Origin of the sequence: Bacillus infantis (assembly GCF_008180445.1) — a bacterium.
GTDB lineage: Bacteria > Bacillota > Bacilli > Bacillales > Cytobacillaceae > Bacillus_AB > Bacillus_AB infantis_B.
On the sequence record NZ_VTER01000020.1, the window covers coordinates 18,181 to 43,120 of the forward strand.

The following is a 24,940-nucleotide window of genomic DNA, read 5'->3' on the forward strand; positions in this document are numbered from 1 at the left end:
TTGATGACCTGTGTCACTATTTGAGAAAAAAACAGAAAAAAAGGCAAGCCGATCATCTTCCAGAACGCTATTGGAAAATCATTATATCTCTGAACTGGTAGACCATTATAAAACTAGGATATTGAAGGAGGCTAATCTCGAGGTCCTCACGAATTTGCCGCAGGGTGAAATGAGGCTGAGAATTGAACAGCTGATCAGCCAATACATGAGTGAGGAGAAAATTATCCTTCCAAGACATGACAAGGAACTGCTGCTTACGAGAATCATTGACGAATCTATAGGTTATGGTCCCCTGGAGCCGCTTCTGAATGATGCAACCATTACAGAGATACTAATTAACGGACCGAAAGAAATATATATTGAGAAGCTCGGCAAGCTGCAGCCTGCACCCATCTCGTTCCGGGATGACAGTCATGTACGCCATGTGATTGACCGGATTGTTGCTCCGCTGGGCAGAAGAATTGATGACAGCTCGCCAATGGTCGATGCAAGGCTTCCGGATGGGAGCCGTGTGAATGCAGTCATTCCCCCAATCAGCTTAAATGGGCCTCTTGTTTCTATACGTAAATTCCGGAAAGACCCTTTCAAAATGTCAGATCTCTTAAAATTTGAAACTTTAAATGATGACATGTCAGTATTCTTGGATGCCATCGTAAAGTCTAAGCTGAATGTACTGATTTCCGGCGGAACAGGAAGCGGGAAGACGACACTCCTGAATGTACTTGGAAAATCGATACCAGCTAAGGAAAGGGTCATCACTATTGAGGATTCAGCTGAACTTCGGTTGGATAAGCCAAATGTTGTAGGAATGGAAGCAAGACCGGAAAACATGGAAGGCGAAGGAGAAATCACTATTCGTCACCTAGTGAAAAACTCTCTGAGGATGAGGCCGGATCGAATTATTGTCGGTGAGGTCCGTGGAGCTGAAGCATTTGATATGCTGCAGGCTATGAATACCGGACACGAAGGCTCCATTACTACAGTTCACGCCAATACCCCATTTGATGCCCTCAGACGGGTAGAGGGGATGGTTATTATGGCAGGAATGGATCTTCCTTCAAGCATCATCCGTGAATATATTGTCGGTGCCCTAGATATTATTGTTCAAAGCTCCAGGCTGACAGACGGCACAAGAAAGATCACCTCTATCTGCGAAATTTACCGCAATGAGAACGGTGAAATCACCATAAATGAAATCTTCTCTTTTAAAAGGAATGGACTGAAGGGCAATGGCCAGGTGGACGGCTATTTTACCCCAACGGGCCATCTGCCGAAGTGCCTGGAAAGAATAAAGATCTTTGGAATTGATATTCCAGATACACTATTTACCGCATAGGAGGTGAGCCTGATGGAAAGTGCCGTCTTATTCGGGGCAGCTGTGCTGCTGTTTATTTGGGGGATGTACAACTACCTAGGGTACAGGAAAGAAAAGAAGGAAATCCAAAAGAAATATGAAAAGCTCTTCAAAACAGAAAACCAGCGAAGCAGTTTTATAGCAAAAGTTGGGGACCGGTTTGATCAAACAGATTATGCAATGGATTTGAAAAAGAAGCTGGTTCAGGCTAATATCCCTATTTTGCCTTCCGAGTTTTATGCAATCCTCATATTTATCGGGTTCCTGATGTCGATCTTATTATTTGGCTTTTTTAACATACCGTTAATCATTAGTGCTGGAATATCTGCCATGGGGGTGATTGCAGCATACTGGTTCATATTCTTCATCAGAAAAAATAAGTATACGGAGCAATTAAATAATCAGTTATCAGAGGCATGCAGACTGCTTGGAAATGCCACCAAATCAGGAATGACCATTACTCAGGGACTGGAAGTTGTTGCTTCAGAAATAAATTCCCCCGCAAGAGAGGAATTTAAAGTGTTAACGCAAAATCTCAGGCTGGGGCTGGATTTTGAACGTGCTCTTGCCGAGATGGAAAAAAGGATTAAAACGAGAGAATATAAGCTATTTATTTCCGCATTAATGATCCAAAAAAGATCAGGCGGAAACTTAACGAAAGTACTTTATGAAATGGCGCAGACACTTGAGGAGCGGAAAATTTTGCGGCAAACCATTAAAACAGCAACAGCAGAGCAGCGTTTTGTCTCATATATTCTGCCTGCGATGCCTATCTTTCTATTATTCATGCTGAATAATATTATGGATGGATTTATCGATCTTATATTCACAGTTCCAGGGGCTATTTTAATGACAATCTTTATAATCGGGATGGCAGTAGCTCTTATTCTGGTAAGAGCTGTTACCAATATCAAGGTGTAGCTATGGATTCCATCATTTTGATTACTGTTATACTTTGTTGGCTGACGCTAGTCCTCGGATTAATTAACCTTTACCAGTTTGCTAAAAGAAAAGAAGTTTTAAAGCTTCATATTGATGAAATCGCCGCTTCCTCTGCGTTTGACGTTTCCAAGAAGAAGAGCGGGTCTGAAAAAGTCATTACTTTCTTAGCGAGATATGCTGACGATTTTTCTACAATTGGAGAGAGAGTAAATTTATTAAGCGAGTCCGCTGAAATTCAAACTCTCCTTAGGAAAGCAGGCAATCCATTTGAGATGACAGTTGGCCGTTTTCAAGGGTTTAAGATTGTATGTGTGATTATTGGATTCATTGCTGGATTGTTCGCGGTATTATTAGGGCTGCCTTTATCCAATATAGCGTTTGTAACACTCCCTATTTTTGGCTTCTTTGTTCCTATACTCCTGGTCCGTTCTAAGGCGAAAAAACGCCAGCAGCAGTTAAGGAGTGATCTGCCAGATTTCTTGGATACCGTTAGTGTAAGCTTGCAGGCGGGCTCCAATATGGATAGTGCTTTAAAGGAAGTCATTAAATATTTTTCAGGCCCAATAAAAGAGGAGTTTTCCATATTCCTGCAGGAAATCGACTTAGGGGTCCCCAGGGAAAAAGCCTATGGCGGCCTGCTCGAGAGAAATGACAACGAAGAGTTTCAAAGCTTTATAAAGTCATTAATTCAAGCAACTAGATTAGGAGTTCCAATGGCCTCGACATTAAAAAGCCAAGCAGAGGATATAAGGAAAATCAGCTTGGAGCAGGTGAAAGAAAAGGCAGCAAAAGCATCGCCTAAAGTTACAATGATCACATCATTCATCATTGCTCCATTAATCATGCTGCTGATTATCGGGCTGGTGCTGCTGAATATGATTTATGGTGAAAATAGTTTGTTACAGTTCTTCACCACGTAGTATCCTTCATGCCGACACTTGGAAGGGGTGATGCCGAAAACTATTCGTTCCGGATAAATGTGCTAAGGATTTAATAGATAACTAAAAATTAGGAGGAATTTATGATGAAATCGATGTTAACAAAAATCAACAATTGTGTGATTGGGCTATATGCTAATGCAAAAAGCAAGGTTCAAAATGAAGCAGGTGTTTCAACAATTGAATGGGTTGGGCTGGCAGCAGTTGTTGTAGCCTTAATGTTTGCAGTTGCCGGAGCGATGAGTGGACAAGGAAGCGGGCTCGCAAGTGCTATCGTTACGAAAATCTCAGATATGATCGATTCAATTGGAAATTAATTTTGTTTTAGTAAGCTTGGAGGACATCTATGCGTAAATTATCTAGAATTCTCTTTGCTCCTCTTCTCATAGGGAGTATCATTTCCGGGTGCTCCGCAAGCGGAGGAGAAGAAGATAAGCAGGTTCAAAAACAAGAAGTCCAGAAAGAGAAGGCTGATGCTGATCAGGCTGTTGGCACTGCTGACAACCAGTCAAAGCTTGAAAGCCCTCCTTTGCCCGTATCATTGGAGGAGATCTTCTCTTATCCTGAGGGTTCCTTTTCCAGTGAGGATTTAAGCATAGACACTGCAGATACAGAGGCTGCGTTGAATGCAGTTCCTGCAGTGCCAGAAGATGCATCTGATGAAGAGGTTAGAGAGGTATTTGGGTACCTGTATTCTCTGTACAAAATGAAATATCAGGATCCAAGGGCTATCATGGAATCAGCATCTGAGGTGAAAGGACCTGAATCAGAGGGCGGATCCCAGGAATCACCCGCCAGTTTTAATGTTGAGATTGTCCTGGATGCCAGCGGAAGTATGGCTAATAAACTAGGTTCCAAGACCCGGATGGAGTTAGCGAAAGAATCTATAAAAGAATTTGCTTCCTCCCTCCCTGAAGAAGCAAATATCAGTTTAAGAGTATATGGGCATAAAGGAACAGGGTCAGATTCAGATAAAAAAATGTCCTGCTCATCCAATGAGCTGGTGTATTCGCCCCAGCCTTATAATGAAGGTGAACTGAACAGTGCACTGGATAAATTCAATCCAGCGGGCTGGACGCCGCTTGCACAATCCTTGATAGAAGCCCAGAAGGATTTGGCCCAGTTTGAAGGGCAGGATAATAAGAATATGGTTTATGTGGTCAGTGACGGGATTGAAACATGCGACGGTAATCCGGTGGAGGCTGCAAAAAATCTGAAAGATTCCGGTGTAGCCCCTGTTGTCAATATCATTGGGTTTGATGTTAAGGGGAAGGATCAGCAGCAGCTGGAGGAAGTAGCAAAAGCTGCAGGAGGAACGTATCAGAATGTTACCAGCCAGCAGCAGCTGCAGAATGAACTGAATAAAGCTGTAGAGGAATCCCTAAAATGGCGAACTTGGTACTACGAAGAACGAATGAACTCCCTGGAAGACTTCAATACTCAGAAACTTGATATCCGTTCCATTAAAAATGACTGGGTGAAGAATCATAATATTGAAAAGGCAAAAATCACCACATCATTAAGCCAAATAAAGCAAAAGGGAAAAATAACTGATGAGCAGCTTTCGCAATTAACTGACTTCAGAGATGACTATTACAAAAGCCAAAGGCAAGTAATTGATGATTTGGCAAACGTATTAATTGATGCAAAACAATCTGATATGGAAAGTATTAGGCAGCAAATAGATGAATTATATGAAAAAAATGTATCCAATTAAACAGCAAGGAGGGGGCACATTGTGAAGAAGCTAAAAAATGAACAAGGATCGGCCACCATTGAATTCCTCGCAATGGTGCCCCTAGTTTTGTTGATATTGATGATTTTTGTTCAATTTCTGGTAGCAGGATACGCTGTCATGGTGGCTCAGTCTGCAGTGAATGAGGCAGCGAAGGTTTATTCAACCTCAGGAGATATGGGCGAAGCTAATACTGCAGCAAGCACTGTCTTATCTAACGCAGGAGGGAATCTGAATTTCAACGGAGTCGTTGAAAGCGGACGAAATGGCAATAACTTTACACTTACACTGAATGTAGATTTAAGACTGATTTTTATTCCTGAAAAATATACAGGATCACTGCCGAATATATCATTTGCCAGGTCGATCAATGGCAGGGTGATAGGGGTGATGGATTAAGTGGAACAGTTGAAAAATGAAAAAGGCAATACTACTTTATTTATGATTAGCTTTTTTGGGATTTTTGCCCTGATTTTTATGATGATTGCAAACTTTGCGAATGTACTAATTGAGAAGCAGCATGCCTCCAACAATGCGGAACAGGCGAGTCTCGTAGCCTCAGGGATTATTTTGGAAGCACTTGATACATCAATAACTGAATACGATAAAGAGGTTGTTAGGCGCCTTCTGGAAGAACCTGATTTGGATCTTGAGAAGCTGCGCAAAAAGGTTGAAGATGAAATTAATGCTCTGCCAGCCGACTACAAGCAATATGAAAAGAAACATATTGCGATTAATAATGTCCTCAAACAAGAACTGCCAGGCAATGGCCTGCTTCAGGAAAAGGTTTTGGCAGAATTGAATGACGCGGAGAGTCTGATTCCTTTTGAAGTCGGCGCAAATATTTCAGGAAATAACGGAAAGGTTGAAGAAACAACCATCTTCCTAAACGATAAAAACAGGATTGAGGTAGAAACCTCTACACGATATAAGGCAGTTAAATTCGACGAATATTTTTCTGAGAATCAGCGTTACATCAAACAAAAGGGGCAGGGCCCGAGTTTTGATTTTGCAGAAGCAATGAGTTGGAGTCTTAATCTGTCGCCATTTTAATAAGATTGGAGGGTAAAGAATGAAGAGTACCAAAAGGATATTTGTTTCCCTTCTGGCATTGGCAGTATTATTTTTCATGAATCCCGGATTTCTGGCTATAAATGCACATGCCTGGGAAACGTGGAACTCAAATCCCGGCTGGAATAATAATCCGACCTGGAACAGTCCTGGCTGGGAAAGTCCTCCTGAGTGGACGAATCCAGGGTGGGAAACAGCCCCTGATTGGCAAACAAAGCCCGACTGGACCAAACCTGCGTGGGAGACAGCACCTGAATGGAACAATCAGCCTGAATGGAACACCAAACCTTGGGAAACTAAGCCAGAGTGGAATTCAGGTCCAGGCAATAATAACCCAAATGGGCCTTCCAGCAACCCGAATGGAAACAATCCAGGAAACAACCAAGGAAGCAATCCCAACAACCCTTCAACAGTGCCTGGCGGCAATACCAATAATCCCCCGCCTGGTCCGCCTTACAGCCAAGACTATAAAAACCCCGGATTGGAAACTCTTGACCAGCTGAATCAGACAAAAAATCCACAGTCAAACAACAACAGCAGTACGTCTGAAGATTCTTTTTTAACCATTAATCCTCCTAAGCCTTACGATGCCGCTAAATTTTCTGCTAAAGATATAGTGGGAGGAACTATCAATCTCACTGATAAAGTATTGAGAGGCAACGAGCTTGAGCTAAAAGATTATTTAGACTATAAAAAAGGTATGGCAGTTAACGGCTTTAAGACATTTACAAAGGGAGATCCTACCTTAGATGCCATTTATGATTCACAGTCTTTTTATAAAAATTCAAAGGATCTTTACCAAAAGTACAAGACCTTCGAAACATTTAGAGAAATAAACAGATTAAATAATGCAGGAGATATTTTAACGGCCGCAGAGAAGTTTGACGATTTATATCGGGCAGGCAAAACTTTTTCGCCGGGCAATGCGGTAGTTTCTGCTATTACACTGCCTTTCGCTGTCAATGATACAGTGAATAATGTGAAGAAGTTTAACAGTGCTGGAACCTCTGAAGAAAAATCGGCAGCTGCATGGGACCTGGTGGGCAACTCAGGTGAAATTATAACTGGTTTGGCACCAGCTGTAGCCCTCATCCCGGGAGCACAGCCGATTGCGGCAGGTATGGTTGTTGTAGGAGGAGCACTTAGTCTGGCAAGTCTCGGCCATAAGCTTTACAGGAACAGAGAGAAAATAGTTAAAGATGTTAAAAAGAAGTTTACGAAGGCTAAAGAGAAGGTAACCGGTTTCTTTAAATCTGTGTTTGGATAATGGGGTGCAAGAATGATTAATGTAAAGCCAACGAAAGAGCATATGAAGAACATCAAGAAACACAAGAAGTTTCTGGAAAAGTGGGAAATGTGGGATTACGCCTATTATGACGGGCACAAACACTATTTTCTAGTAGTTTACAATTCAATAACCGGTGGCATCACCGGTTATTTAATTTTAGGTGAGATGGGCGAGGAGGTTCCCTATAGTGAGGCGAAGGAGCCAGCTTATTATCTGAATCGCTACAATACAATGGTCCATTACACGATTAATGGAATAGTACCAAGAATGAACAAAAATATGAAGCCTTATGAAGATATGATTGAACTTCTAGGGAAGCATAAGGCTGACCTTGTTCAACAAGAGCCAGATTTAAATAGCGCAATAGACCAAATCGTTGAGTATACGCAAAAAAATGTTCAGGAAGCCTCTTATGTAAGAGATATCGTGTACACCCTGGGAGGCTATCAGAGAGAAATTACGAGAGAAAGAGGCTACTTTGACAGAGAATTTTTGAAAGTAATGGAAGATGAGTATGGGCGGTACAGTGAGATTATGTATACTTACGGTCTTCGGGAAAGGGAAATGCAGCCTGATTATAAAAGAATGTACCGTTTGTTGGAATCCGGAAAAGTTTCGGCACCAAAACTGAGGAGCCTGCTAAAGGCAGCCATCGAGACAAACGAAAAGGAGCTTGAGAAATCAATGGCTACCTTTGAAAAGGATGACCAAGGTAATAGCTTGGAAATCGACAAAAATAATATAAAAGGATCTTTAAGCGATAACAAAACAAAGCTAGGAAGAAAAGATTTCGAGAAGCTCATAGTACCATTTGTGAGAAATCCTGAGTCAGGAGAGGCCAATGAGAAAAATCTTCTCTAATTCATTCAGCCTGTATGCGCAAGAATTCTATAAAATCATTCTTTTATCATTGCTGACTTATGTGCCACTGCTTCTGGCACATGCATTTATTGTCAACTATATATACGAACAAACCTTATACACGGATTACCCTAACTTAATAGGTGATGTAGCCAACGGTGTATTTATGCTTATATTTTTAACTATAGCCCAAATTCCGTTCATCAAATATACCCTGCTGGAGGATGAAGGGGAAGATAACCCGTTAAAAAAAGCTCTTTCATTCTCTCTTGAAAAGGCAATCCCTATTTACATTTTTGCCTGTCTTTACGCACTGCTGATTTTTATTGGAGGACTTTTCTTTGTATTGCCTGGCCTGGCAGTACTGCTTCTATTTTATTTTGTACCGTACTTTCTTACTGATAGCGTGAAAAGTTTTAAAGTAGCAATCAAAAAATCAGTCAGCTTTATGAAGAAAAATTTTTTCAAGGCGTTTTTCTTAATTATCCTGCTTTCTCTAACTCAATTGTTTTTTGAAAATGTTTTGATAACCCTTTTGACTTTTTATACAGATGTATATTTCACATTACTCATTGTAAAGATCCTGCTCCTTATGCTGCTGCTTCCGCTCCAGACCATCATTGTAACTAATCTATATAATGAGTGGAAGGCAGTCTAAACGATTCGTATTCAAGAAAGGAATGGGTAAAATCGTTACAAAAAAAGAAAGAAAGTGGAAATGGATCTATCTATTGATAATGTTGTTTACCTATCTTATATACATTCCCGCATTCTTATTAGATTGGCTGGTGCTGGATGGGAAGTTCCCTCTTATCCCCCTATTTATAGGAGCAGCCATTCCTTTTATGAGGAGGAATCATCTTAAGAAAATAAGATTTGAGGACTAATGATATAAGCGCAAATATATAAGACCCGGAATATTGTATCCCGGGTTTTATTTAATGGCCTTTTTATAAAAATAGTCGGGAATTTGAAGCGAAAATATAGTGAAAGGGGATATGCTGATGCTCGACTACAAAAAACTGCCAGACCATATCAAAAAAGTAGCCAAAGAATATGACCCCTCCAGCAACAGGATCGACTGCCTGCCTTCAAAGTTTCACTATAACGGGCAAAAATACTACGCGATAAGCTACTATCCAACCCTTCAGGACCTCTATATCAGGGAGGATGGCTCTGTCCCTCCTTACGAAGAAGTGAATAGAGCAACTCTCATCGTCCATGTTTATCAGACAGCAGGCTCAACTATAGTCACAACCGGAGCAGAGTGGGCGCTGTCTCCTTCAGCCAAACTGTACCGAAGATGGGAAAAGGTCCTCACATCGCTGAAGAACAAGCTTCAGGCCACTGCTCCTCCGGAAATGATGGAAAGCATAAACCGCTGCCTGGACTCTGCCAAAAGATTAAGGGAAGATCAGGCTATCATTTTTAACAGCGTCGAAAAAGGAACGGACCTGCTGGTAGAGGCCAATGATACAGAGATCGTAACAGAGGAAACCCAACGGCAAGTAAGGGCCTGTGTGGTGGAAATGGTAAGGGCAGCCGTCCGGAAAAATGATGAACAGCTCAAGACAGAAAGAGACCGGAAGGAGATTCTAGCCTACTTACATACCGTATTTTTTAAAAAGCCATTCTCCTTCTGGATTATCTCTGGTTCATGAGAAATGAACCCCATATGCTGAGCAGCGATTCTGAAACAGGGAGGGAGATGCCTGAGCTCAGGGAAATGGTCAAGGAAGATACTCCAGTGGATGAGCTGGATAATAAGGAAGAGCTTTATAGGCTGCTGATGAATCCGAAGTGATTTTTAGAAGTGTTAAAGAAGAATATCAAGTACTACTTTCAACTGAAATGGCAGTGATAAAGATTATCTTATTAAAAAAGCAAAATGCAGTGCACAAATATAAAATAGAAGGCTGGTCTGGAGGTCTAAAATGAGCAATTTTATTAAAAAACTCACTATTCTATTCCTATCAATATTCATCATCACAGCATGTTCAAAAGAAAGTGGGAATAACACTGAACAAAAACAGTCAAAAGGCAATGATGCAGCGGCTACCGGGCAAGTCGACGAATCTGAAGACACTGAAAACGCTGAAGACGCTAAGGAACAAATAAATCTAGCGGAAAACAAAAAAATCCCAGCCAGTCTGGAGGAAATCATCAGCTATCCAAAAGGTCCATTTACTGCTGAAGACACACAGATTAAAGACCCAGAGGTACAGCAAGCCTTGAGCAAGGTCCCTGAGCTTCCGGAAGAGGCATCCGAAGAGGAGTTAAATGACCTGTTTGCTTACTTGTATTCTCTTTTTAGAAAAGAGTACCGTGATCCGAGAGAGGCTATTGCTTTTTTAACCGTAAGCGGGCCGGAATCAGAAGGAAGTTCCGAAGAGAAGGGAAGCTTTAATGTTGAAATCATATTGGACTCCAGCGGGAGCATGGCAAATAAAATGGGATCTCAAACACGTATGGAGCTGGCAAAAGCGTCGATACAGAAGTTTGCATCGGCACTGCCTGAAGAAGCAAATGTCGGATTAAGGGTGTATGGCCATAAAGGAACAGGTTCGGATGCCGATAAAAAATTGTCTTGTGCATCCAATGAGCTTGTATACGCCCCTCAGCCATATAATGAGGCGGAATTAAATACAGCTTTAAATAGATTTAAGCCTGCAGGCTGGACTCCGCTGGCTCAATCACTGGTGGAAGCCAAAAAGGACCTGGAAGCTTATAAAGGCGAAAAGAACAAGAACATCGTTTATGTGGTGAGCGATGGAATAGAAACCTGCGATGGCAATCCGGTCCAGGCGGCAGCAAGTTTAAAAGACTCAGGAGTGGCACCAGTCGTCAATATTATCGGATTCGACGTAAACGGAAAAGACCAGCAGCTGGAAGAAGTCGCAAAGGCCGCTGGCGGGACATATCAAAATGTCAAAAGCCAGGAGCAGCTTGATAATGAGCTGGAAAAGGCTATTGAGGAATCAGGAAAGTGGACTAAATGGTATGTAGATGAAACAGGGAAAAATGTTCAAAATAATATCCGGCAAAAAGATGAGCTTCTTTCTATATCAAACGATTGGATTTTTAATCAAACGTTTGAAGAATATAGAATAATCTCAGCTTTATCTTCTTTGGAATACGAAGGTAAAATTACTAGTGACCAAGGGTTGAAGGTATTGGAAATAAGGGATGCATACTATAGCAGCCAGAAAGAAATTTTTGACGAGCTTGAGACTGTTCTAATGGATATGATTGAACAAGGCTACGATGACAATGAAAAAAAGATCAATGAGCTGTATGACAAAAACATCAATTAATCTTGCAATATTACGGCTATGATTGGCTTCTAATAGGGTGCCTGTGATTTGAAGCAGTACACAATAGCCGCAGCTCATAAGCTTTTCTTCTATTTACTTTACTGTTCGAAATCTGATGGACTGCAAAAAGAAAGCCGAGAGCACCTTGAGAGCATTAAAAAGAAGACGTTGTTATTAAGTCAGAACTCTAGAAAAGCGGTAGAGGCCAACAATGAGTAGGGCTGTAAAGTGAAGGAATAAACAATCCGAAAATCTATGATTTTAGAATGAATTAGTTTAGAAAGTTAAAAGCTGCCAATAACATTAGAAGAAACCTATACCTATCCAGAGGACCCAATTTCATCAATAAATACAGCAGCAATAATCCAGCGGTCCAGAAAAAGCCAAAGAATCTAGGGAAGGACAAATAAGTCTTAAGCTATAAATACCTTTATAAACTATGAAAAATGTAACAAAAGAATTTGATAACTCAAGCAGAAAACTGCATGAAAAGGTAATCCCTATGCTACAAGGGTCTTATAACAGAGAAGAAGGCTAGGGGAATGCCTTATACTCCCCGCGATGAGCTAGAAAGGCATACAATCATTACTCCCGTATGAACTGTAGACTATCCGAATATTAGTAGAATAGGAATGGTTCAATTTTGTTAATTTTAATTTTTAAGGGGTGTTTTTCCACTATGGGAAAAAAGTTTCGGAACATTTTTGTTATTTCTATAGTCATGCTCACTTTGCTGACAGCATGCAGCGATAAACAGACGGACACAAAACAAGATGATCAAAAAGAAACCTCTGCTATGAAAGAAGCTGAAGATAACAAAGACAGCAAAGATGAACCCTCAATGGAGGAGATGTTAGCTTCATTGCCAGAACCAACAAAAACCACTGTTGAGCTAGCCAATGCAGAAGCGGGCATGTTTTCCGGGCAGGATTATGATGAGCTAACTCCTGAACAGCAAAAAGAACTGTTAAAACAATTAAAGGAGCTTCCTGAGCTTGGTGAGGAACCGACCGGCGAAGAGATTGAATTGTATTGGAGAAAGTTGCTTTACTTATTCCACGAAGACTATCCTAATCCGGCAGAAGTATTGGATGAACTGGAGATGGAATCGTTTGGCAGTCCGGATATTAAGGACGAGCGCTACCAGTTTAAAGAAAACCTGAATGTAGAGATTCTTCTGGATGCCAGCGGAAGCATGGCGAACCAAATTGATGGTAAAACCATGATGGACATCGCTAAGGAGTCTATTGGAGAGTTTGCTGAAGACCTCCCTGAAGGAGCGAATGTTGCCCTAAGGGTTTATGGACATAAAGGTACAGGTTCTGACCAGGACAAAGAGCTTTCCTGTAAGAGCAATGAACTCATATATGAAATGGGTGACTACAACGGCGAAAAACTCAATAGCACTTTACAGACTGTTAAGCCTGCCGGATGGACTCCGCTTGCCGCTGCAATAGAGGAAGCAAAAAATGATTTGCTGTCCTATAAAGGAGATAAGAATACCAACATTATCTATCTGGTCAGCGATGGAGTTGAAACCTGTGATGGCAATCCAGTGGAACAGGCAAAGAGCCTTGGGGATTCTGACATCCAGCCGATAGTCAATGTGATTGGTTTTGATTTAGATGCGGAAGGGCAAAATCAGCTGAAGGAAGTAGCCAAAAGTGCAAGAGGGATATACAGCAATGCACGCAATCAGAGTGAGCTGAAGGAAGAACTGGATAAAGCCAAACAGATAGCGAAAAAGTGGGATCAATGGAAAAATAGCGCCATAGAAGATGCTTCGAGCCAGAGGTACGATTTAAAACTAAAGAACATCCCAACCTTCGGCATTGAATGGAATCAGGCAAACCGTTACGAAAACCTCAATATCCTAAAAACACTTACAGCCTTGAGAGATGAAGAACAAATTACTAGAGAAGCACATAGCCTCCTGTCAGATTTGGCTGATGAACGATTTAGCTTTGTTTCAGACCTAAACGACGAACTTAGGCTCGAACTTCGAAGCCTAGCCGATTCAAATTTTGAAAGTGTAAAACAGGAAATTGAAAAGAAGTACAATGAAAACCAACATAATTAGTTAATGCAATCAATAGTATTGGTAACGGCATTTGTTTAGATAAGGACTAACAACCTATTTTAAACTTATAACCTTGTAATCTCTAAAGAGGCTGAATAGGAAGGTGCAGGGGAAGAAGGACTTCAAGGAAAAAATCGTGCCTATCATCAGGAATTATTTCAATAAGTGAAATATGCTGCTGCGCCTTTTCTCAACAAAACGAAACCCCATCGCCCCTCATCCGTATACATACTATGCATCAAGAAATACTAACTCCTGAAAGGGGAAGCATATGGGAAGCATTTTTATATTTTCGATTATAATCGGTCTGGTGATAGCAGTTCTGCTTGTGCCGCTTCAAGGCGGCAGGAGCGGGAAAAAGGATAAAAAAGAGAAGAGCCGCTTCAGCCCCGTTGGCATGATAGTGGCGGCGGTCATTTCAATTGTTGCCGCATTCGGTTTTTACTATTTAACCAACCTGGACCGGAATTTTTCTTCCGTGTGGCTGGTTCTGATCCTGGCTTCAGGTGTCGGCGCCTTTTTGGCGGCAGGGAAGGAGCGTCTTGTTAAAAGCATTGTGTTCCTGGTATCCCTGCTGGCCGGAATTTACCTTTTGACCGCGTTCGTTTTTAACGCGGATGAAAAGTATGAGTCAGCGAAGATGGATGTAAAGACGGAAATCGAAGCTTTTGATGAAGAAAAGACACCGGCAAGCGTACCGCCGAAATTTGCCCGCAATAAGATGAAAAAGGCATTTGGCCAGGTGCCGGATACGAGCTATTATGAGCTCGGCAGCCTGCAGATCCAGAAGGTGAACGGCGATTATGTCTATATTGCGCCAGTGGAATTCTCCGGATTCTTCAAGTGGATGAAGGGCGATGAAACGCCGGGCTATTTTACAATCAGTGCGACGGATTCGAATGCCAATCCTAAGTTTATTAAGGAAAAGATGACCTACACGCCTTCGTCTTATTTTAACAAAAACATAGAGCGGCACATCCGGAACAACTATCCGAAGAGGATATTTAACGGCGACGTGCAGCTTGAAGTGGATGATAACGGGAAACCTTATTATGTCCGCACTTACGGAGAGTTTATCTCTGCAAGGAATGGCTTTGATGCAGAGGGAATCGTTGTGGTCGATCCGCAAAACGGTAAAATGAAGTCGTATAAGCTGGCAGATGCGCCTGATTTCATCGATGGCGCGGTATCACCTGAAACCGTCAGCCTGCAGAACAGCTATTACGGAAATTATGTCCAGGGCTTCTGGAACAGCGTCTTCGGAAAATCTGAAGTGAAGCTGCCTTCTGACGAAGGTACAGAGGTGAACGTTAGCCCAATCTTCGATGAAAACGGGGATATGTATTATTTCACAGATTTCACTTCTCCGAAAGAAGGGGTGGACAGCATGCTTGGCTACTCCCTGACAAACTCAAGGACCGGTGAAGCGACCTTCTACACAGGCAATCTGGAAGAATCCTATATGGATTCACAGGGCAATCTGCAGATCATTGAAAAGAAATTCATTGAGAAAAAATGGAGCGGAGAAATGCCGATCCTGTACAACTTCTACGGCGAAGCCAGCTGGCTGACGCCGGTGCTGGATGCGAACGGATTCCTGCAGAACTACTTTATCGTTTCAGCGGCAAACCCGGAAATCTCCGCCTATGCCAATACGCCAAACCAGGCGCTCAAGCTTTATAAAACAGCCCTGCAGCGCGGCGGCGGAAGCGTCAATGGCAGCTCCAAGGCCGAAGAAAAGCAGATCAGCGGCACAGTCGTACGCGTCTATAAAGAAAAAACCGGCGACTACACAACCGTCTACTTCCTGCTCGAAGGCGGAAAAAGCTATATCGTCTCATCAGAAAACAGCCCGATGAGCATCTATCTAGAGGAAAACGACAAAGTAAACGTCACTTACCTCGACACAGGCGAAAGCTCTTTGCCGGTAAGGGGAATGGAGATAGAGGGGCTGCAGTAGGCGGGGTTGCATAATAGGTACTGACTATTAGGTGCCAGGTACCATCCGTGGACAGAAAGCAGGAAAGTGTCTTTTGATGGTGCCAGGTACCACTCGTGGAAAAAAATGGTTAAGTGTCTTTTTATGGTACCTGGCACCTCACATAACCGCCAATAACAAAAAATAAGAAACCCTCACAAAAACCTTGCTCCACTAAGGCTTTTGTGAGGGTTTCTTTGTTTATTCGTCCGGAAACAGATCCATATTGAATAGGTTGTATTCTTCTTCCGCAGCATCTTCTTTTGGTTCTTCAACAGGATCCTGCCTGCGGGCCTCGGCTGGCCTCTGCCCATGCCGGCGCCTGTTTACATCCTTGAACTCCATTTCAAGATAATCCGCCTGATCGTGAGAAATCTTGATGGTCACTTCATTGCCGGATTCATCAGAAGCCTTCAGCAGGACATAGCTCTCAGCCGCATCCCTCAGCGTGACATTGCTCAATGTCAGGTTCATATCATTCAATTCATAGCGTGCTCTCATCGCAAAGCCTCCATTGCCTTTCTCGCTTACCCCATAGATGACTCTATTCTACTGGTTATGAGGGGAATTATCAAAGCAGGGATTCATAAATGTGAGAAAATCTGTGTTTGAAAACCCGGAATGGGAAATTAAAGAAATATCCCTTCCTTAAGTAATAGTCTGGCCGTGGCAAATAAGAGATATTATTAATGATCTGCATTTATTGAACCGAATGTACTGTACTTAAAGTTCTTACCGTTGCTTCTTCTGGACCTGGTCTGCATTTACTATATTTGGTATATTTATAGGGGGGGAGTCCAGAAGCCAATAATGCTTTTGCCGTGGGTGTGTGCTAAATACCTTAAAAGACGATAGAATGCAGGTCTGAATCTACTTTAAGCACAGATGGTCCCAAGAGGTGAGATATTGAAGAAAACAACACTCAACATCATTAAACATACCTATGTGGCGGTGCTCTTTGCCAGCTTCCTCGTATACTATTACAGGGTGCAGGAGGATGGTCAGATTGATATCGGAAAATACAAATATGACCTGCTGCTGTTTGGTTTTCTTTTCCTGATAGGAGCGATATTGGCCGCCATTGATATAGCTTCTTTACGGGATAAAGGCAGCAATATCAGTAAAAAGGCTGTTTATGTAGGAGTGTCCTTAGCAATCTTCTTAGTTGTCTGGAGGCTCGCAGTTTATTTTATTTGAAAAGCCTGGTCTGGCTGTATCATAGAAATGGGAGCTTCCTTGTGGAGCTTCCCTTTTTTAAGCCTCCAGCTCCAACAGCTCATGATGGGAGGGAGAGGATCATGAAAAAGAAGACTTTCACTTTTATCTCTGTGTCATATACCATATTGGTCTTAGTTAGCTTTTGTATATATGCCTATTTTGTTCAGGAAGGCGGGTCTATCGACACCGAAGAGCATTTTTATGAATTATTGCTGTTTGGTGTCCTTGGCTTTGTTGGTCTATTCCTGGCATCAGTCGATGCTGCGGGTGAAAGGGAGAAAGGCAGGAAGCTGAATAATAAAGCACTCTGCACTGGGGCGGTCATCGCGGTACTCTTTCTCCTTTGGCGCATAGTATGAGCTTTTAGGGGGGAATTCAATGAACAAAAAAACACTTTCCCGTATTGCAGCGATTTACACGGTAGTGGTACTCGGAGGCTTCATCATCTATGCCTGCACAATCCAGGAAAACTGGATTATTGATACCCAAAAGTACTTCAGCCAGATTGTCACATTTGTTGTGTTAGCTTCAATCGGACTTATTCTTGCTGGCATAAGCGGGGCCTCTCTCAGGGATGAGGGGAAAAGGGTAAGTAAAAAAGCAGTATATGGCGGCATTTCAATTGCAGTTTTCTTTCTTTTGTGGCGGCTTTCAATGGGGCTGCTATAAGCTGAATAAGGTAAAGTAAGAGTTTTCCCGTGGAGAACTCTTTTTTATGTTTAATCGGCAGGTAAGAGGGAATATAAGTTTGATTTTACAAATGGAAAAATTATCCAAAATGAAACAATACATCTTAAGGGAGCTGATATTATCAAGAAAAAAAATCTTGCCAAATTCAATCTTTTCTTCTTTCTTGCCGTTATCATTTCTTTTGGCATATATGCCTATACAGTATCCGAAAACTGGCTGATTGATTTTCAGGAGCAAAAATATAATCTGCTGTTTTTTTGCTTGCTGTTCATCTGCTGCCTTGGTGTTGCTGTAATAGATGGGACAGCTGGGAGGTATGAGGGGGAAAGGGTAAGTGGAAAAGCGGTTTTGGCAGGGATCAGAATCGTGGGGGTGTTTATGCTGCTAATGGCAGCAGGGGTGATATTGAGAATGCTTTAGGGTGAAATAGCATTCCTGGGGGGACCTGGCTTAAGGCAAGAGATAATACAGCGCATATCGTGACTTGATAGGTCTAAATCACCAATAGAAATTCAGAAAACAGGACCAAAAACCCAGGAACGAAACTGAGTGGCAAACGTAAAATTATGGAAGGCAATGATCATATACCATTATTAATCGCATCAACATAGGAGTTGGATTGAGTGAAAAGGACAGCGGAGTTTGTGTTAGGGCTGGTGGGCGGCATCATCGGCATTTTGTTATCGTTTATAGGTTTTGTTATTGCTTTTGTGGCAGCTGCCTCAGACGACCAGCAGGCGGCAGGCATTATCTTTATTGTCACGCTATTATTTTTTGTGATCCAGTCAGGAGCATTGATTGTCGCCTGTCTGGTAAACAGGATGGATCACAAGCTATTTGGGGGGCTGATGATCGCATTTGGCGTTTTGAGCTTTCCGATTTCGATCTTTCTGATGTTCGTGCCAAGTGTTTTATATATCATCTCGGGTGCCTTAGGCTTCAGGGTCCCGCAGGAAAGGCAGGAACATTCTTTAACGCTTGAAAAAGAAATATGATCAGGAGGCTGAAGGATGCTAAAAAAATACATGCTGCTGATGCTGGCCGTCTTGTTTATACTGGCTGGCTGCTCTGGTGAAAAGAAAGTGGACAAGGCGGAATCAGCCCAGTCCGATGCCGGTTCGGCTGGTCAAAAAGAGTCCGGGAAGGACAAGGAAGAAGAAGGCAGTGAAGTCACAGATGAAATCAGCACGGTTGTGATTCCTTCTACGGTGGAAGAGTTCCGGAATGCAGAGCCGGGCCTTTTAACAAAGGACTTCAGCTATAAAAAGGAAACCGCGCTTTGGCCCGATTTCAATACGCTTTCAGGGATCAGGGAGGACTTTGAGGGCCATATGCAAAAGGTCACAAAGGAAACGGATGATCCGGATATGATGTTCAAGGCACTGCTTTATTATCTTGGCAACAGTGCCTATCGGCAATCCATCGGAAAAATAATGGATTATGAACCGCAATTTGATGAACCGCTCCTGCCTGAGCCGGAGCAGGCAGCAGAATCTGAACCTGGAAAAGAACAGGAAGACGGAAAGGCTCTTCTTCTCCTTGATGCCAGCTCCAGCATGCTGCTTGATGTAGACGGCAAGCAGAAAATGGAGATTGCCAAGAGTGCAGTCAGAAGCTTTGCCAAGACCATTGGCGAAGAAAATGATGTTTCCCTTTATGTGTACGGGCATGCTGGCACACAGGAGGACAAAGATAAACAGCTTTCCTGTACGACGATTGATGAGGTTTATCCGCTTCAATCCTATAACGAAGAGTCTTTCTTCAAGGCTGTTGAAGGGGTGGAGGCGAAAGGCTGGACCCCGCTTGCTGGCGCCATAAAGGCTGCAAGGGAGGCAAGCATGGACTACGAGGGGGATATTACCCTTTATATAGTCAGCGATGGAGCGGAAACCTGCGACGGAAATCCGGTGGAGGAAGCCAGGCTGTTTGCTGAAACCAATGAAAGCCGGAAGGTGAACATCATCGGCTTTAATGTGGATAAGAAAGCAGAGGATCAGCTCAAGAAGGTGGCTGAGGCAGGCAAGGGCGAATATATCGGCGCCGACAATGCCGATCAGCTGAACAGCAGCATCTCCAATGAGTGGGTGCCTGGGCTGATAGACATAATTGGCGTTAAGTGGTCTACTCCCAAAAATACATTTGCCGTCTCATTCCAGAAGATGGACATTGATCAGATGGGCATGGGGCTTGGATATGCAATCAGGAATGAGGCCGGGCGCATCCGGGACGCCATTGCGAACCTGAAGGAAAATGAACTGATCGATGCCGCCATGGAAGAGGAGCTGCTCAAAAAGACAGAAGAGCATGAAAAGGTATTGGAAGGGCTTCAGGAAGAAATTATCAATAGCAAGCATCAGGAAATTGATGATGAGGTAGACAGGATCGACCAGAAGATCAATGACTGGGCTGAACGGATGGAAAAGCTAAGGGAAAATCGTTAATCAAACGTTTGATTAATTGTACGTGAAAGCATGCCCTGCCTATTGCGGGCATGCTTTCATTAGTTTCTGATATTGCACAATATTAAGCTTGTAATCACCTGGGCGGGAAGATAAATTGAAAAATAGAATTCTTTAATTCCTCACTAATCCTAAACGTTTCCGGCACTGCCGGAAATCTTTCCATTTTACATATTTTTGAAAATTACCTACAATAGATATGCTGGCCTTTCGTTAATATTTTCCCAGGTCCGTATTTTTTACAGGTTTTTAATAGAATCTGTCGAATATAAGTTATTAGTATCATAATTCAAGAGAAATTCATGTTAAGCACACGCCTTTTGGCCTGCTTAATAGACATAATACAGGAGGGATATAGATGCGCGATCAAATGAATCCCGCGGCTGAAAGGATTTTGCATAATATCGAGAAGGTTATGATCGGAAAGCGCAATGTCGCTGAGCTCAGCCTTGTGGCACTGCTGGCAGGCGGGCACGTTCTGCTTGAGGATGTCCCTGGTGTTGGAAAAACAATGATGGTAAGAGCGCTGGCCAAATCGGTGGGCGCCAACTTCCGCCGGATCCAGTTTACTCCCGATCTGCTTCCATCAGATGTGACAGGCGTTTCTATATATAATCCAAAAGAGATGGAATTTCAGTTTCGTCCGGGGCCGATCATGGGGCATATCATCCTTGCTGATGAAATCAACCGGACTTCGCCTAAGACTCAGTCTGCCCTGCTTGAGGGGATGGAAGAGAGCAGTGTGACCATTGACGGGGTGACGCACAGGCTGGAGAAGCCGTTCTTTGTTATGGCAACCCAGAACCCGATTGAGTATGAAGGGACATATCCTCTGCCGGAAGCCCAGCTGGACCGTTTCCTGCTGAAAATGAAAATGGGCTATCCGGAAGTCGCCGAAGAAATGGAAGTGCTGAATCGTGCGCAGAAGGTGCCGCCGATCGATGAGCTGGAGCCAGTCATTGACCTTGAAGAATTGAGGGAGCTTCAGCAGCAGATTAAAGAAGTGCATGTGAATGAAACCATCAAGAGATATATAGTTGATATCTCCAACAGGACTAGGACCCATAGCAGTGTATATCTTGGAGCGAGCCCGCGCGGATCGATTGCGCTAATGAAGTCGGCCCAGGCTTTCGCTTTCATGTATGGCAGGGATTATGTCCTTCCGGATGATATCCAATACCTGGCCCCCGCTGTGCTGGCACACCGCATCATCCTGAAGAGCGAGGCCAAATTTGAAGGCATATCTGCCGAGGAAGTTGTGGACCGCGTGATTGCAAGAGTGCCGGTCCCTGTCCAAAGGCTTGTGAAGTAAGATGAAGCAGCTGATAAATCTGGGCAAAAATGTCTGGAAGCTGATTGTATTATTTCTCCTCATTCTGATCACGTTTTCTTATGCAATGTTCCAGGGCGGATTTGTGAGCTGGTTCCTATTTTACAGCTTCCTTCCTTTTGCCCTGTACGGGCTTGCTTTGTCCTTTTATTCGGTCGGCACCTTCCGTGCTGAAAGGGATCTTGTAAAGACTGATTATAATGCTGGTGAAAAGCTTAAGGTAAAAGTGACTTTGAAGCGGGACAACTCTTTCCCGCTGTTTTTTCTCATTGCAGAAGACTGCCTGAATGAGGCGCTGTCTTTTTCCTCAAAAGGGAATAAAGCAAAATCATTCGTATTTCCGTGGTTCAAACGGGAGGTTTCTTTTGAGTATGAAGTGGATGGGCTGCCGCGCGGTGAGCATATCTTTGAGGCTATCCGCCTGAAAACGGGTGATCCGATCGGTTTGATTGAAAAAGAGAAGCTTGTGGAAGCGGAGGGCCGGATCATGGTTTATCCCGCTTATGAAGAGCTTATCTATAAACCGGCCGACAACCATTATGACCAGGGAATGACTGCATCAAAGGAACGGGTCCAGAGGGATACTTCCATGGCAGTCGGGATCCGGGAATATCAGCCAGGAGACCGTTTTTCCTGGATCAACTGGAAAGCGACCGCCAGGCGGAATGACATCATGACGAAGGAATTTGAGCAGCGGAAATCTCATGACGTATATATTATGATGGATTGCGCTCCTGACGAAAGGTTTGAGGGGATTGTATCCTTTACGGCCTCTGTCATCAGGGGCATCCTCCGCAAGGGCGCCCAGACCGGCCTGATCACGATGGGTATGGAAAGGGCGGCATTTCCAGTCAGAGGCGGGGAAGGGCAGCAGCAGCAGCTCTTTTATCACCTCGCAAAAGTGAAGGATGACTGCCCGGTTTCCTTTGACCGGGTGCTGGAAACGGAGAATTTCCTCGCCCAGCAGAATGTCTCTCTTATGCTGATCGCGGCTCAGATGACGAAGCGGCTGGTGGAAAAGGCCAGCTTCTATGCTTCCCATAAAAGTGCCGTCACCATTTTTCTGCTGAAGAATGAGCGTGAGGCCGCAGCCAAGGAGGAAATTGCACTGAGGGCTTCTGCCAACGCGCGCGGGGTCAGGGTCGTGCTTGTCCATGAAGGCCAATTTTCTGAGGCTTTTTCGGAGGTGAATAGAGGATGAGGGCAGATGAGAACAGGCACACCATGACTTCTGTCATTTTATATATGTTCGGATTCCTGCTTCTGTGGGAGTGGATGCGCCCGCTTGAGCAGCTGACAGATACGTCTAACATCCTTGTGTTTATTTTGTTCATTGTTCTTGGTCTTGTAATGTATTATTTCCACGTGAATATGGTGGTCAGCGGCTTTGTTAAGTGCCTGTATATCCTGTATTCCCTGCATTTTCTTTATTATGAGGGAGCTTTTTTTTCACCGGAATGGGTACTGCCGTTTTTCATGGATATTCAAGAAAATCTGGGCTTTGTTTCGGCAGCCGAATGGCCGCAGCTCACAGACTTGTTCAGAAGCCTTCTGTTCTTTGTGCTGATTTGGCTGATGACCTATCTGCTTCAATATTGGCTGATCAATAGAAGGCAGATCTTTATTTTCTTTTTTATGACACTGACCTATATTACTGTGCTTGATACCTTTACTCCATATCAGGCAGACGGCGCCATTGTCCGTACTGTAATCGCCGGTTTCGGCGTGATGGGGATCCTGACATTCCACAGGCTTATGGAGCGGGAGACAATCTTAAAAAAGAGGACTTTCTCGAGAAAATGGATGGCCCCGCTTGCGGTGATGATTGCCCTGAGTGTGGCGGTCGGCCTTGCTGCTCCCAAGGCAGCGCCTATTTGGCCCGATCCAGTTCCGTATATAAAATCATATGGACAGAACAGCGGGGACGGACCAGGCGGTTCTGTTGCGAGGGTAGGCTATGGAGTCGATGATTCCAGGCTTGGCGGACCCTTCATCGGAGACAACCAGGTTGTTTTCCGTACTGAAGTGAAATCGCGCCATTACTGGAAGGTTGAAACAAAGGATGTGTATACAGGCAAAGGATGGCTTGCTTCTGAAGAAGGGGAAGAGCGCATTCCGTTCACTGAGGAAGACGAGGTGCCGATTTCCTCTTTCTCAGGAGAAGGGATGACAACCAATCCGGAAACAAGTTCAGTATATTTGTATCAATCATCTCCGCATATTGTATACCCGCTTGGTGTTGAGGGCATACAGCCAAAAGGGGATGTGAGCTTTGAACTGGATCCGGCGATTGAAAAAGTTTATGCTGTCCAGCCGATTCCCCTGAAGGAATACAGTGTGAGCTATGAGGTGCCGAAATATAGTGTTTCTGCACTCCAGGAGTCCGGGGATGGCCAAAATCTGGACGGCAGTTTCCTTGAGAGGTATACCCAGCTGCCTAATAATCTTCCGGCAAGGGTGAAAGAGCTGGCAGAGGAGATTACGGCCAATGAATCCAGCTGGTTTAATAAGGCCAGGGAGATAGAACGCTATTTCCGGATGTCCGGCTTTGCTTATGACCAGACAGATGTGGCCGTTCCCGGTGCCCGCGATGATTATGTAGATCAATTCTTGTTTGATACAAAAAGGGGCTATTGCGATAACTTCTCTTCCTCGATGGCTGTTCTTGTACGAAGCCTCGGTATCCCTGCCAGATGGGTGAAAGGCTATACAGAAGGAGAATATCAGGCAAGGGAAAGTGAAACAAGCAGGACCTTTGAAGTCACAAATAACAATGCTCATTCATGGGTGGAGGTTTACTTCCCTGAAATTGGCTGGGTTCCTTTTGAGCCGACACAGGGCTTTTCAAATAATATCCAGTATTCCTATGACACTCAATCGTCAGACACTGCTGAAACGGATGCGGAAGAAACTGCGGCCCAGCCGGAAGAAGAGCCGGCTGCACCAGATTCCCCGGAAGAAAACAGTGATACGGCATCATCCTTTACGCTGGCTGACCTGGGTGTAAAGGCAAAGGAATTCTTCACTGGCTCCTGGAAGGCGATGTCTCTGATCTTACTGCTTCTTGCCGCGGCCGCTGCGGCTGCTTACCTGAAAAGGTCCAAATGGCTTCCAGCCTATTTCATCTGGAAGTTCAGGCGGATGAAGAAGAAGGACGGCCGCTTTGTTTCAGCGTATCTGACTCTGCTTAAACAGCTTGAACGCTACGGCCTGAAGAGGAAGCAGGACCAGACGCTGAGGGAATATGCTGCATATATCGATCATTTCTTCTCTACACAGGAAATGAGCAGGATCACTGCCCAGTATGAGCGGGTCCTGTACAGAGGCAGCCAGGAAGAAGGACGCTGGGAAGAGACCAGGGAATTGTGGGAAAATTTAATTAAAAAGACAATAGCTTGACCAAAAAAATGACCTGTTGATACAATGTTCACGAGAATCATAATTTAATATGCACCTTCATATATCCTCGATAATACGGTTCGAAAGTCTCTACCAGGTCACCTTAAATGACTTGACTATGAAGGCAGGTCATTCTATATAGTGTTTTATGGCATTTATGCTTAAAAACCGGAATTCTGCCTTCAGCGTATTTGCGGAGGAGAGTTCCGGTTTTTTTGTTTGATTTGGCTTGTGCTTGGACAGGCATGCGGCAAGAGCCGGCCAAAAATAACCGGATATATGG

Annotated in this window: 24 protein-coding genes and 1 riboswitch; of the genes, 23 read left to right on the forward strand and 1 reads right to left on the reverse strand. The window is 43.6% G+C overall.

From position 1 onward, the window contains the following. Positions 1-10 precede the first annotated feature (10 nt). The 15 genes from FZD51_RS24555 to FZD51_RS24620 all read left to right on the forward strand — a co-directional run bounded on the left by FZD51_RS24555 (position 11) and on the right by FZD51_RS24620 (position 15,543). The gene (locus FZD51_RS24555; protein ID WP_148977075.1) at positions 11-1,336 is read left to right on the forward strand and encodes a TadA family conjugal transfer-associated ATPase; all 1,326 of its coding nucleotides are present in this window, start codon (positions 11-13) and stop codon (positions 1,334-1,336) included. Between the two features lie 12 nt (positions 1,337-1,348). Further along, on the forward strand, positions 1,349-2,275 hold the full coding sequence (locus FZD51_RS24560; protein WP_148977076.1) for a type II secretion system F family protein: 927 nt from the start codon (positions 1,349-1,351) through the stop codon (positions 2,273-2,275). A 2-nt stretch (positions 2,276-2,277) separates the two neighbouring features. Continuing rightward, entirely contained in the window at positions 2,278-3,216 is a 939-nt protein-coding gene (locus FZD51_RS24565; RefSeq protein ID WP_009795823.1) for a type II secretion system F family protein, read from the forward strand. 101 nt (positions 3,217-3,317) lie between these two features. Beyond that, positions 3,318-3,551: a hypothetical protein gene (locus FZD51_RS24570; protein ID WP_148977077.1), complete on the forward strand. Its 234-nt coding sequence runs from the start codon at positions 3,318-3,320 to the stop codon at positions 3,549-3,551. A 29-nt stretch (positions 3,552-3,580) separates the two neighbouring features. After that, on the forward strand, positions 3,581-4,951 hold the full coding sequence (locus FZD51_RS24575) for a vWA domain-containing protein (protein ID WP_148977078.1): 1,371 nt from the start codon (positions 3,581-3,583) through the stop codon (positions 4,949-4,951). 21 nt (positions 4,952-4,972) lie between these two features. Continuing rightward, positions 4,973-5,368 (forward strand): TadE/TadG family type IV pilus assembly protein, encoded by a 396-nt coding sequence (locus tag FZD51_RS24580; protein ID WP_009795826.1) that lies wholly within the window; start codon positions 4,973-4,975, stop codon positions 5,366-5,368. Beyond that, a complete protein-coding gene (locus FZD51_RS24585) occupies positions 5,369-6,022 on the forward strand; it encodes a hypothetical protein (RefSeq protein WP_148977079.1) in 654 nt (217 codons plus the stop codon). It abuts the gene before it with no gap. A gap of 76 nt (positions 6,023-6,098) precedes the next feature. Continuing rightward, positions 6,099-7,307, forward strand: coding sequence for a hypothetical protein (locus FZD51_RS24590; RefSeq protein ID WP_148977080.1), 1,209 nt, complete (start codon positions 6,099-6,101; stop codon positions 7,305-7,307). 12 nt (positions 7,308-7,319) lie between these two features. Next, entirely contained in the window at positions 7,320-8,189 is an 870-nt protein-coding gene (locus tag FZD51_RS24595; protein WP_148977081.1) for a hypothetical protein, read from the forward strand. Then, complete coding sequence (locus FZD51_RS24600) at positions 8,170-8,847, forward strand: hypothetical protein (protein WP_148977082.1); 678 nt, start codon at positions 8,170-8,172, stop codon at positions 8,845-8,847. The genes FZD51_RS24595 and FZD51_RS24600 overlap by 20 nt, the downstream gene beginning before the upstream one ends. A gap of 346 nt (positions 8,848-9,193) precedes the next feature. Continuing rightward, positions 9,194-9,850, forward strand: a complete 657-nt coding sequence (locus FZD51_RS24605; RefSeq protein ID WP_148977083.1) for a hypothetical protein — start codon at positions 9,194-9,196, stop codon at positions 9,848-9,850. Then, positions 9,847-9,993, forward strand: coding sequence for a hypothetical protein (locus FZD51_RS26355; protein WP_187445886.1), 147 nt, complete (start codon positions 9,847-9,849; stop codon positions 9,991-9,993). The genes FZD51_RS24605 and FZD51_RS26355 overlap by 4 nt, the downstream gene beginning before the upstream one ends. A gap of 130 nt (positions 9,994-10,123) precedes the next feature. Beyond that, positions 10,124-11,503, forward strand: a complete 1,380-nt coding sequence (locus FZD51_RS24610) for a VWA domain-containing protein (protein ID WP_148977084.1) — start codon at positions 10,124-10,126, stop codon at positions 11,501-11,503. Positions 11,504-12,182: 679 nt separating this feature from the next. Beyond that, complete coding sequence (locus tag FZD51_RS24615; RefSeq protein WP_148977085.1) at positions 12,183-13,583, forward strand: VWA domain-containing protein; 1,401 nt, start codon at positions 12,183-12,185, stop codon at positions 13,581-13,583. A 271-nt stretch (positions 13,584-13,854) separates the two neighbouring features. Further along, on the forward strand, positions 13,855-15,543 hold the full coding sequence (locus FZD51_RS24620) for a sulfite exporter TauE/SafE family protein (RefSeq protein WP_148977086.1): 1,689 nt from the start codon (positions 13,855-13,857) through the stop codon (positions 15,541-15,543). 219 nt (positions 15,544-15,762) lie between these two features. Here the strand turns inward: FZD51_RS24620 and FZD51_RS24625 are convergent, their stop codons facing one another. Continuing rightward, positions 15,763-16,062, reverse strand: a complete 300-nt coding sequence (locus FZD51_RS24625) for a hypothetical protein (RefSeq protein WP_148977087.1) — start codon at positions 16,060-16,062, stop codon at positions 15,763-15,765. Positions 16,063-16,467: 405 nt separating this feature from the next. Between FZD51_RS24625 and FZD51_RS24630 the strand changes: the two genes are divergently transcribed. The 8 genes from FZD51_RS24630 (at position 16,468) to FZD51_RS24665 (ending at position 24,657) form a co-directional block, all read left to right on the forward strand. Then, positions 16,468-16,758 carry a hypothetical protein gene (locus tag FZD51_RS24630; protein ID WP_148977088.1) on the forward strand — a complete coding sequence of 97 codons (291 nt, stop codon included), beginning with the start codon at positions 16,468-16,470 and terminating at the stop codon, positions 16,756-16,758. Between the two features lie 101 nt (positions 16,759-16,859). Then, positions 16,860-17,138 (forward strand): hypothetical protein, encoded by a 279-nt coding sequence (locus FZD51_RS24635; protein WP_148977089.1) that lies wholly within the window; start codon positions 16,860-16,862, stop codon positions 17,136-17,138. 19 nt (positions 17,139-17,157) lie between these two features. After that, the gene (locus FZD51_RS24640) at positions 17,158-17,448 is read left to right on the forward strand and encodes a hypothetical protein (RefSeq protein ID WP_148977090.1); all 291 of its coding nucleotides are present in this window, start codon (positions 17,158-17,160) and stop codon (positions 17,446-17,448) included. A gap of 644 nt (positions 17,449-18,092) precedes the next feature. After that, positions 18,093-18,464 carry a DUF4064 domain-containing protein gene (locus FZD51_RS24645; RefSeq protein WP_148977091.1) on the forward strand — a complete coding sequence of 124 codons (372 nt, stop codon included), beginning with the start codon at positions 18,093-18,095 and terminating at the stop codon, positions 18,462-18,464. A 15-nt stretch (positions 18,465-18,479) separates the two neighbouring features. Continuing rightward, positions 18,480-19,910 (forward strand): VWA domain-containing protein, encoded by a 1,431-nt coding sequence (locus FZD51_RS24650; RefSeq protein ID WP_148977092.1) that lies wholly within the window; start codon positions 18,480-18,482, stop codon positions 19,908-19,910. A 376-nt stretch (positions 19,911-20,286) separates the two neighbouring features. Continuing rightward, a complete protein-coding gene (locus tag FZD51_RS24655) occupies positions 20,287-21,240 on the forward strand; it encodes an AAA family ATPase (RefSeq protein ID WP_148977093.1) in 954 nt (317 codons plus the stop codon). 1 nt (position 21,241) lies between these two features. Then, the gene (locus tag FZD51_RS24660) at positions 21,242-22,459 is read left to right on the forward strand and encodes a DUF58 domain-containing protein (protein WP_148977094.1); all 1,218 of its coding nucleotides are present in this window, start codon (positions 21,242-21,244) and stop codon (positions 22,457-22,459) included. Continuing rightward, positions 22,456-24,657, forward strand: coding sequence for a transglutaminase TgpA family protein (locus FZD51_RS24665; RefSeq protein ID WP_148977095.1), 2,202 nt, complete (start codon positions 22,456-22,458; stop codon positions 24,655-24,657). Before FZD51_RS24660 ends, FZD51_RS24665 begins: the two co-directional genes overlap by 4 nt. A 37-nt stretch (positions 24,658-24,694) precedes the next feature. Next, positions 24,695-24,796: riboswitch (purine riboswitch) on the forward strand. The last annotated feature ends 144 nt before the right edge of the window (positions 24,797-24,940 follow it).

Coding starts and splice junctions, on each gene's coding strand:
- FZD51_RS24560 (WP_148977076.1), top strand. CDS start 1,349: ATGGAAAGTGCCGTCTTATTCGGGGCAGCTGTGCTGCTGTTTATTTGG.
- FZD51_RS24565 (WP_009795823.1), top strand. CDS start 2,278: ATGGATTCCATCATTTTGATTACTGTTATACTTTGTTGGCTGACGCTA.
- FZD51_RS24570 (WP_148977077.1), top strand. CDS start 3,318: ATGATGAAATCGATGTTAACAAAAATCAACAATTGTGTGATTGGGCTA.
- FZD51_RS24575 (WP_148977078.1), top strand. CDS start 3,581: ATGCGTAAATTATCTAGAATTCTCTTTGCTCCTCTTCTCATAGGGAGT.
- FZD51_RS24590 (WP_148977080.1), top strand. CDS start 6,099: ATGAATCCCGGATTTCTGGCTATAAATGCACATGCCTGGGAAACGTGG.
- FZD51_RS24595 (WP_148977081.1), top strand. CDS start 7,320: ATGATTAATGTAAAGCCAACGAAAGAGCATATGAAGAACATCAAGAAA.
- FZD51_RS24600 (WP_148977082.1), top strand. CDS start 8,170: ATGAGAAAAATCTTCTCTAATTCATTCAGCCTGTATGCGCAAGAATTC.
- FZD51_RS24605 (WP_148977083.1), top strand. CDS start 9,194: ATGCTCGACTACAAAAAACTGCCAGACCATATCAAAAAAGTAGCCAAA.
- FZD51_RS26355 (WP_187445886.1), top strand. CDS start 9,847: ATGAGAAATGAACCCCATATGCTGAGCAGCGATTCTGAAACAGGGAGG.
- FZD51_RS24610 (WP_148977084.1), top strand. CDS start 10,124: ATGAGCAATTTTATTAAAAAACTCACTATTCTATTCCTATCAATATTC.
- FZD51_RS24615 (WP_148977085.1), top strand. CDS start 12,183: ATGGGAAAAAAGTTTCGGAACATTTTTGTTATTTCTATAGTCATGCTC.
- FZD51_RS24620 (WP_148977086.1), top strand. CDS start 13,855: ATGGGAAGCATTTTTATATTTTCGATTATAATCGGTCTGGTGATAGCA.
- FZD51_RS24625 (WP_148977087.1), bottom strand. CDS start 16,062: ATGAGAGCACGCTATGAATTGAATGATATGAACCTGACATTGAGCAAT.
- FZD51_RS24635 (WP_148977089.1), top strand. CDS start 16,860: ATGAAAAAGAAGACTTTCACTTTTATCTCTGTGTCATATACCATATTG.
- FZD51_RS24640 (WP_148977090.1), top strand. CDS start 17,158: ATGAACAAAAAAACACTTTCCCGTATTGCAGCGATTTACACGGTAGTG.
- FZD51_RS24650 (WP_148977092.1), top strand. CDS start 18,480: ATGCTAAAAAAATACATGCTGCTGATGCTGGCCGTCTTGTTTATACTG.
- FZD51_RS24655 (WP_148977093.1), top strand. CDS start 20,287: ATGCGCGATCAAATGAATCCCGCGGCTGAAAGGATTTTGCATAATATC.
- FZD51_RS24660 (WP_148977094.1), top strand. CDS start 21,242: ATGAAGCAGCTGATAAATCTGGGCAAAAATGTCTGGAAGCTGATTGTA.
- FZD51_RS24665 (WP_148977095.1), top strand. CDS start 22,456: ATGAGGGCAGATGAGAACAGGCACACCATGACTTCTGTCATTTTATAT.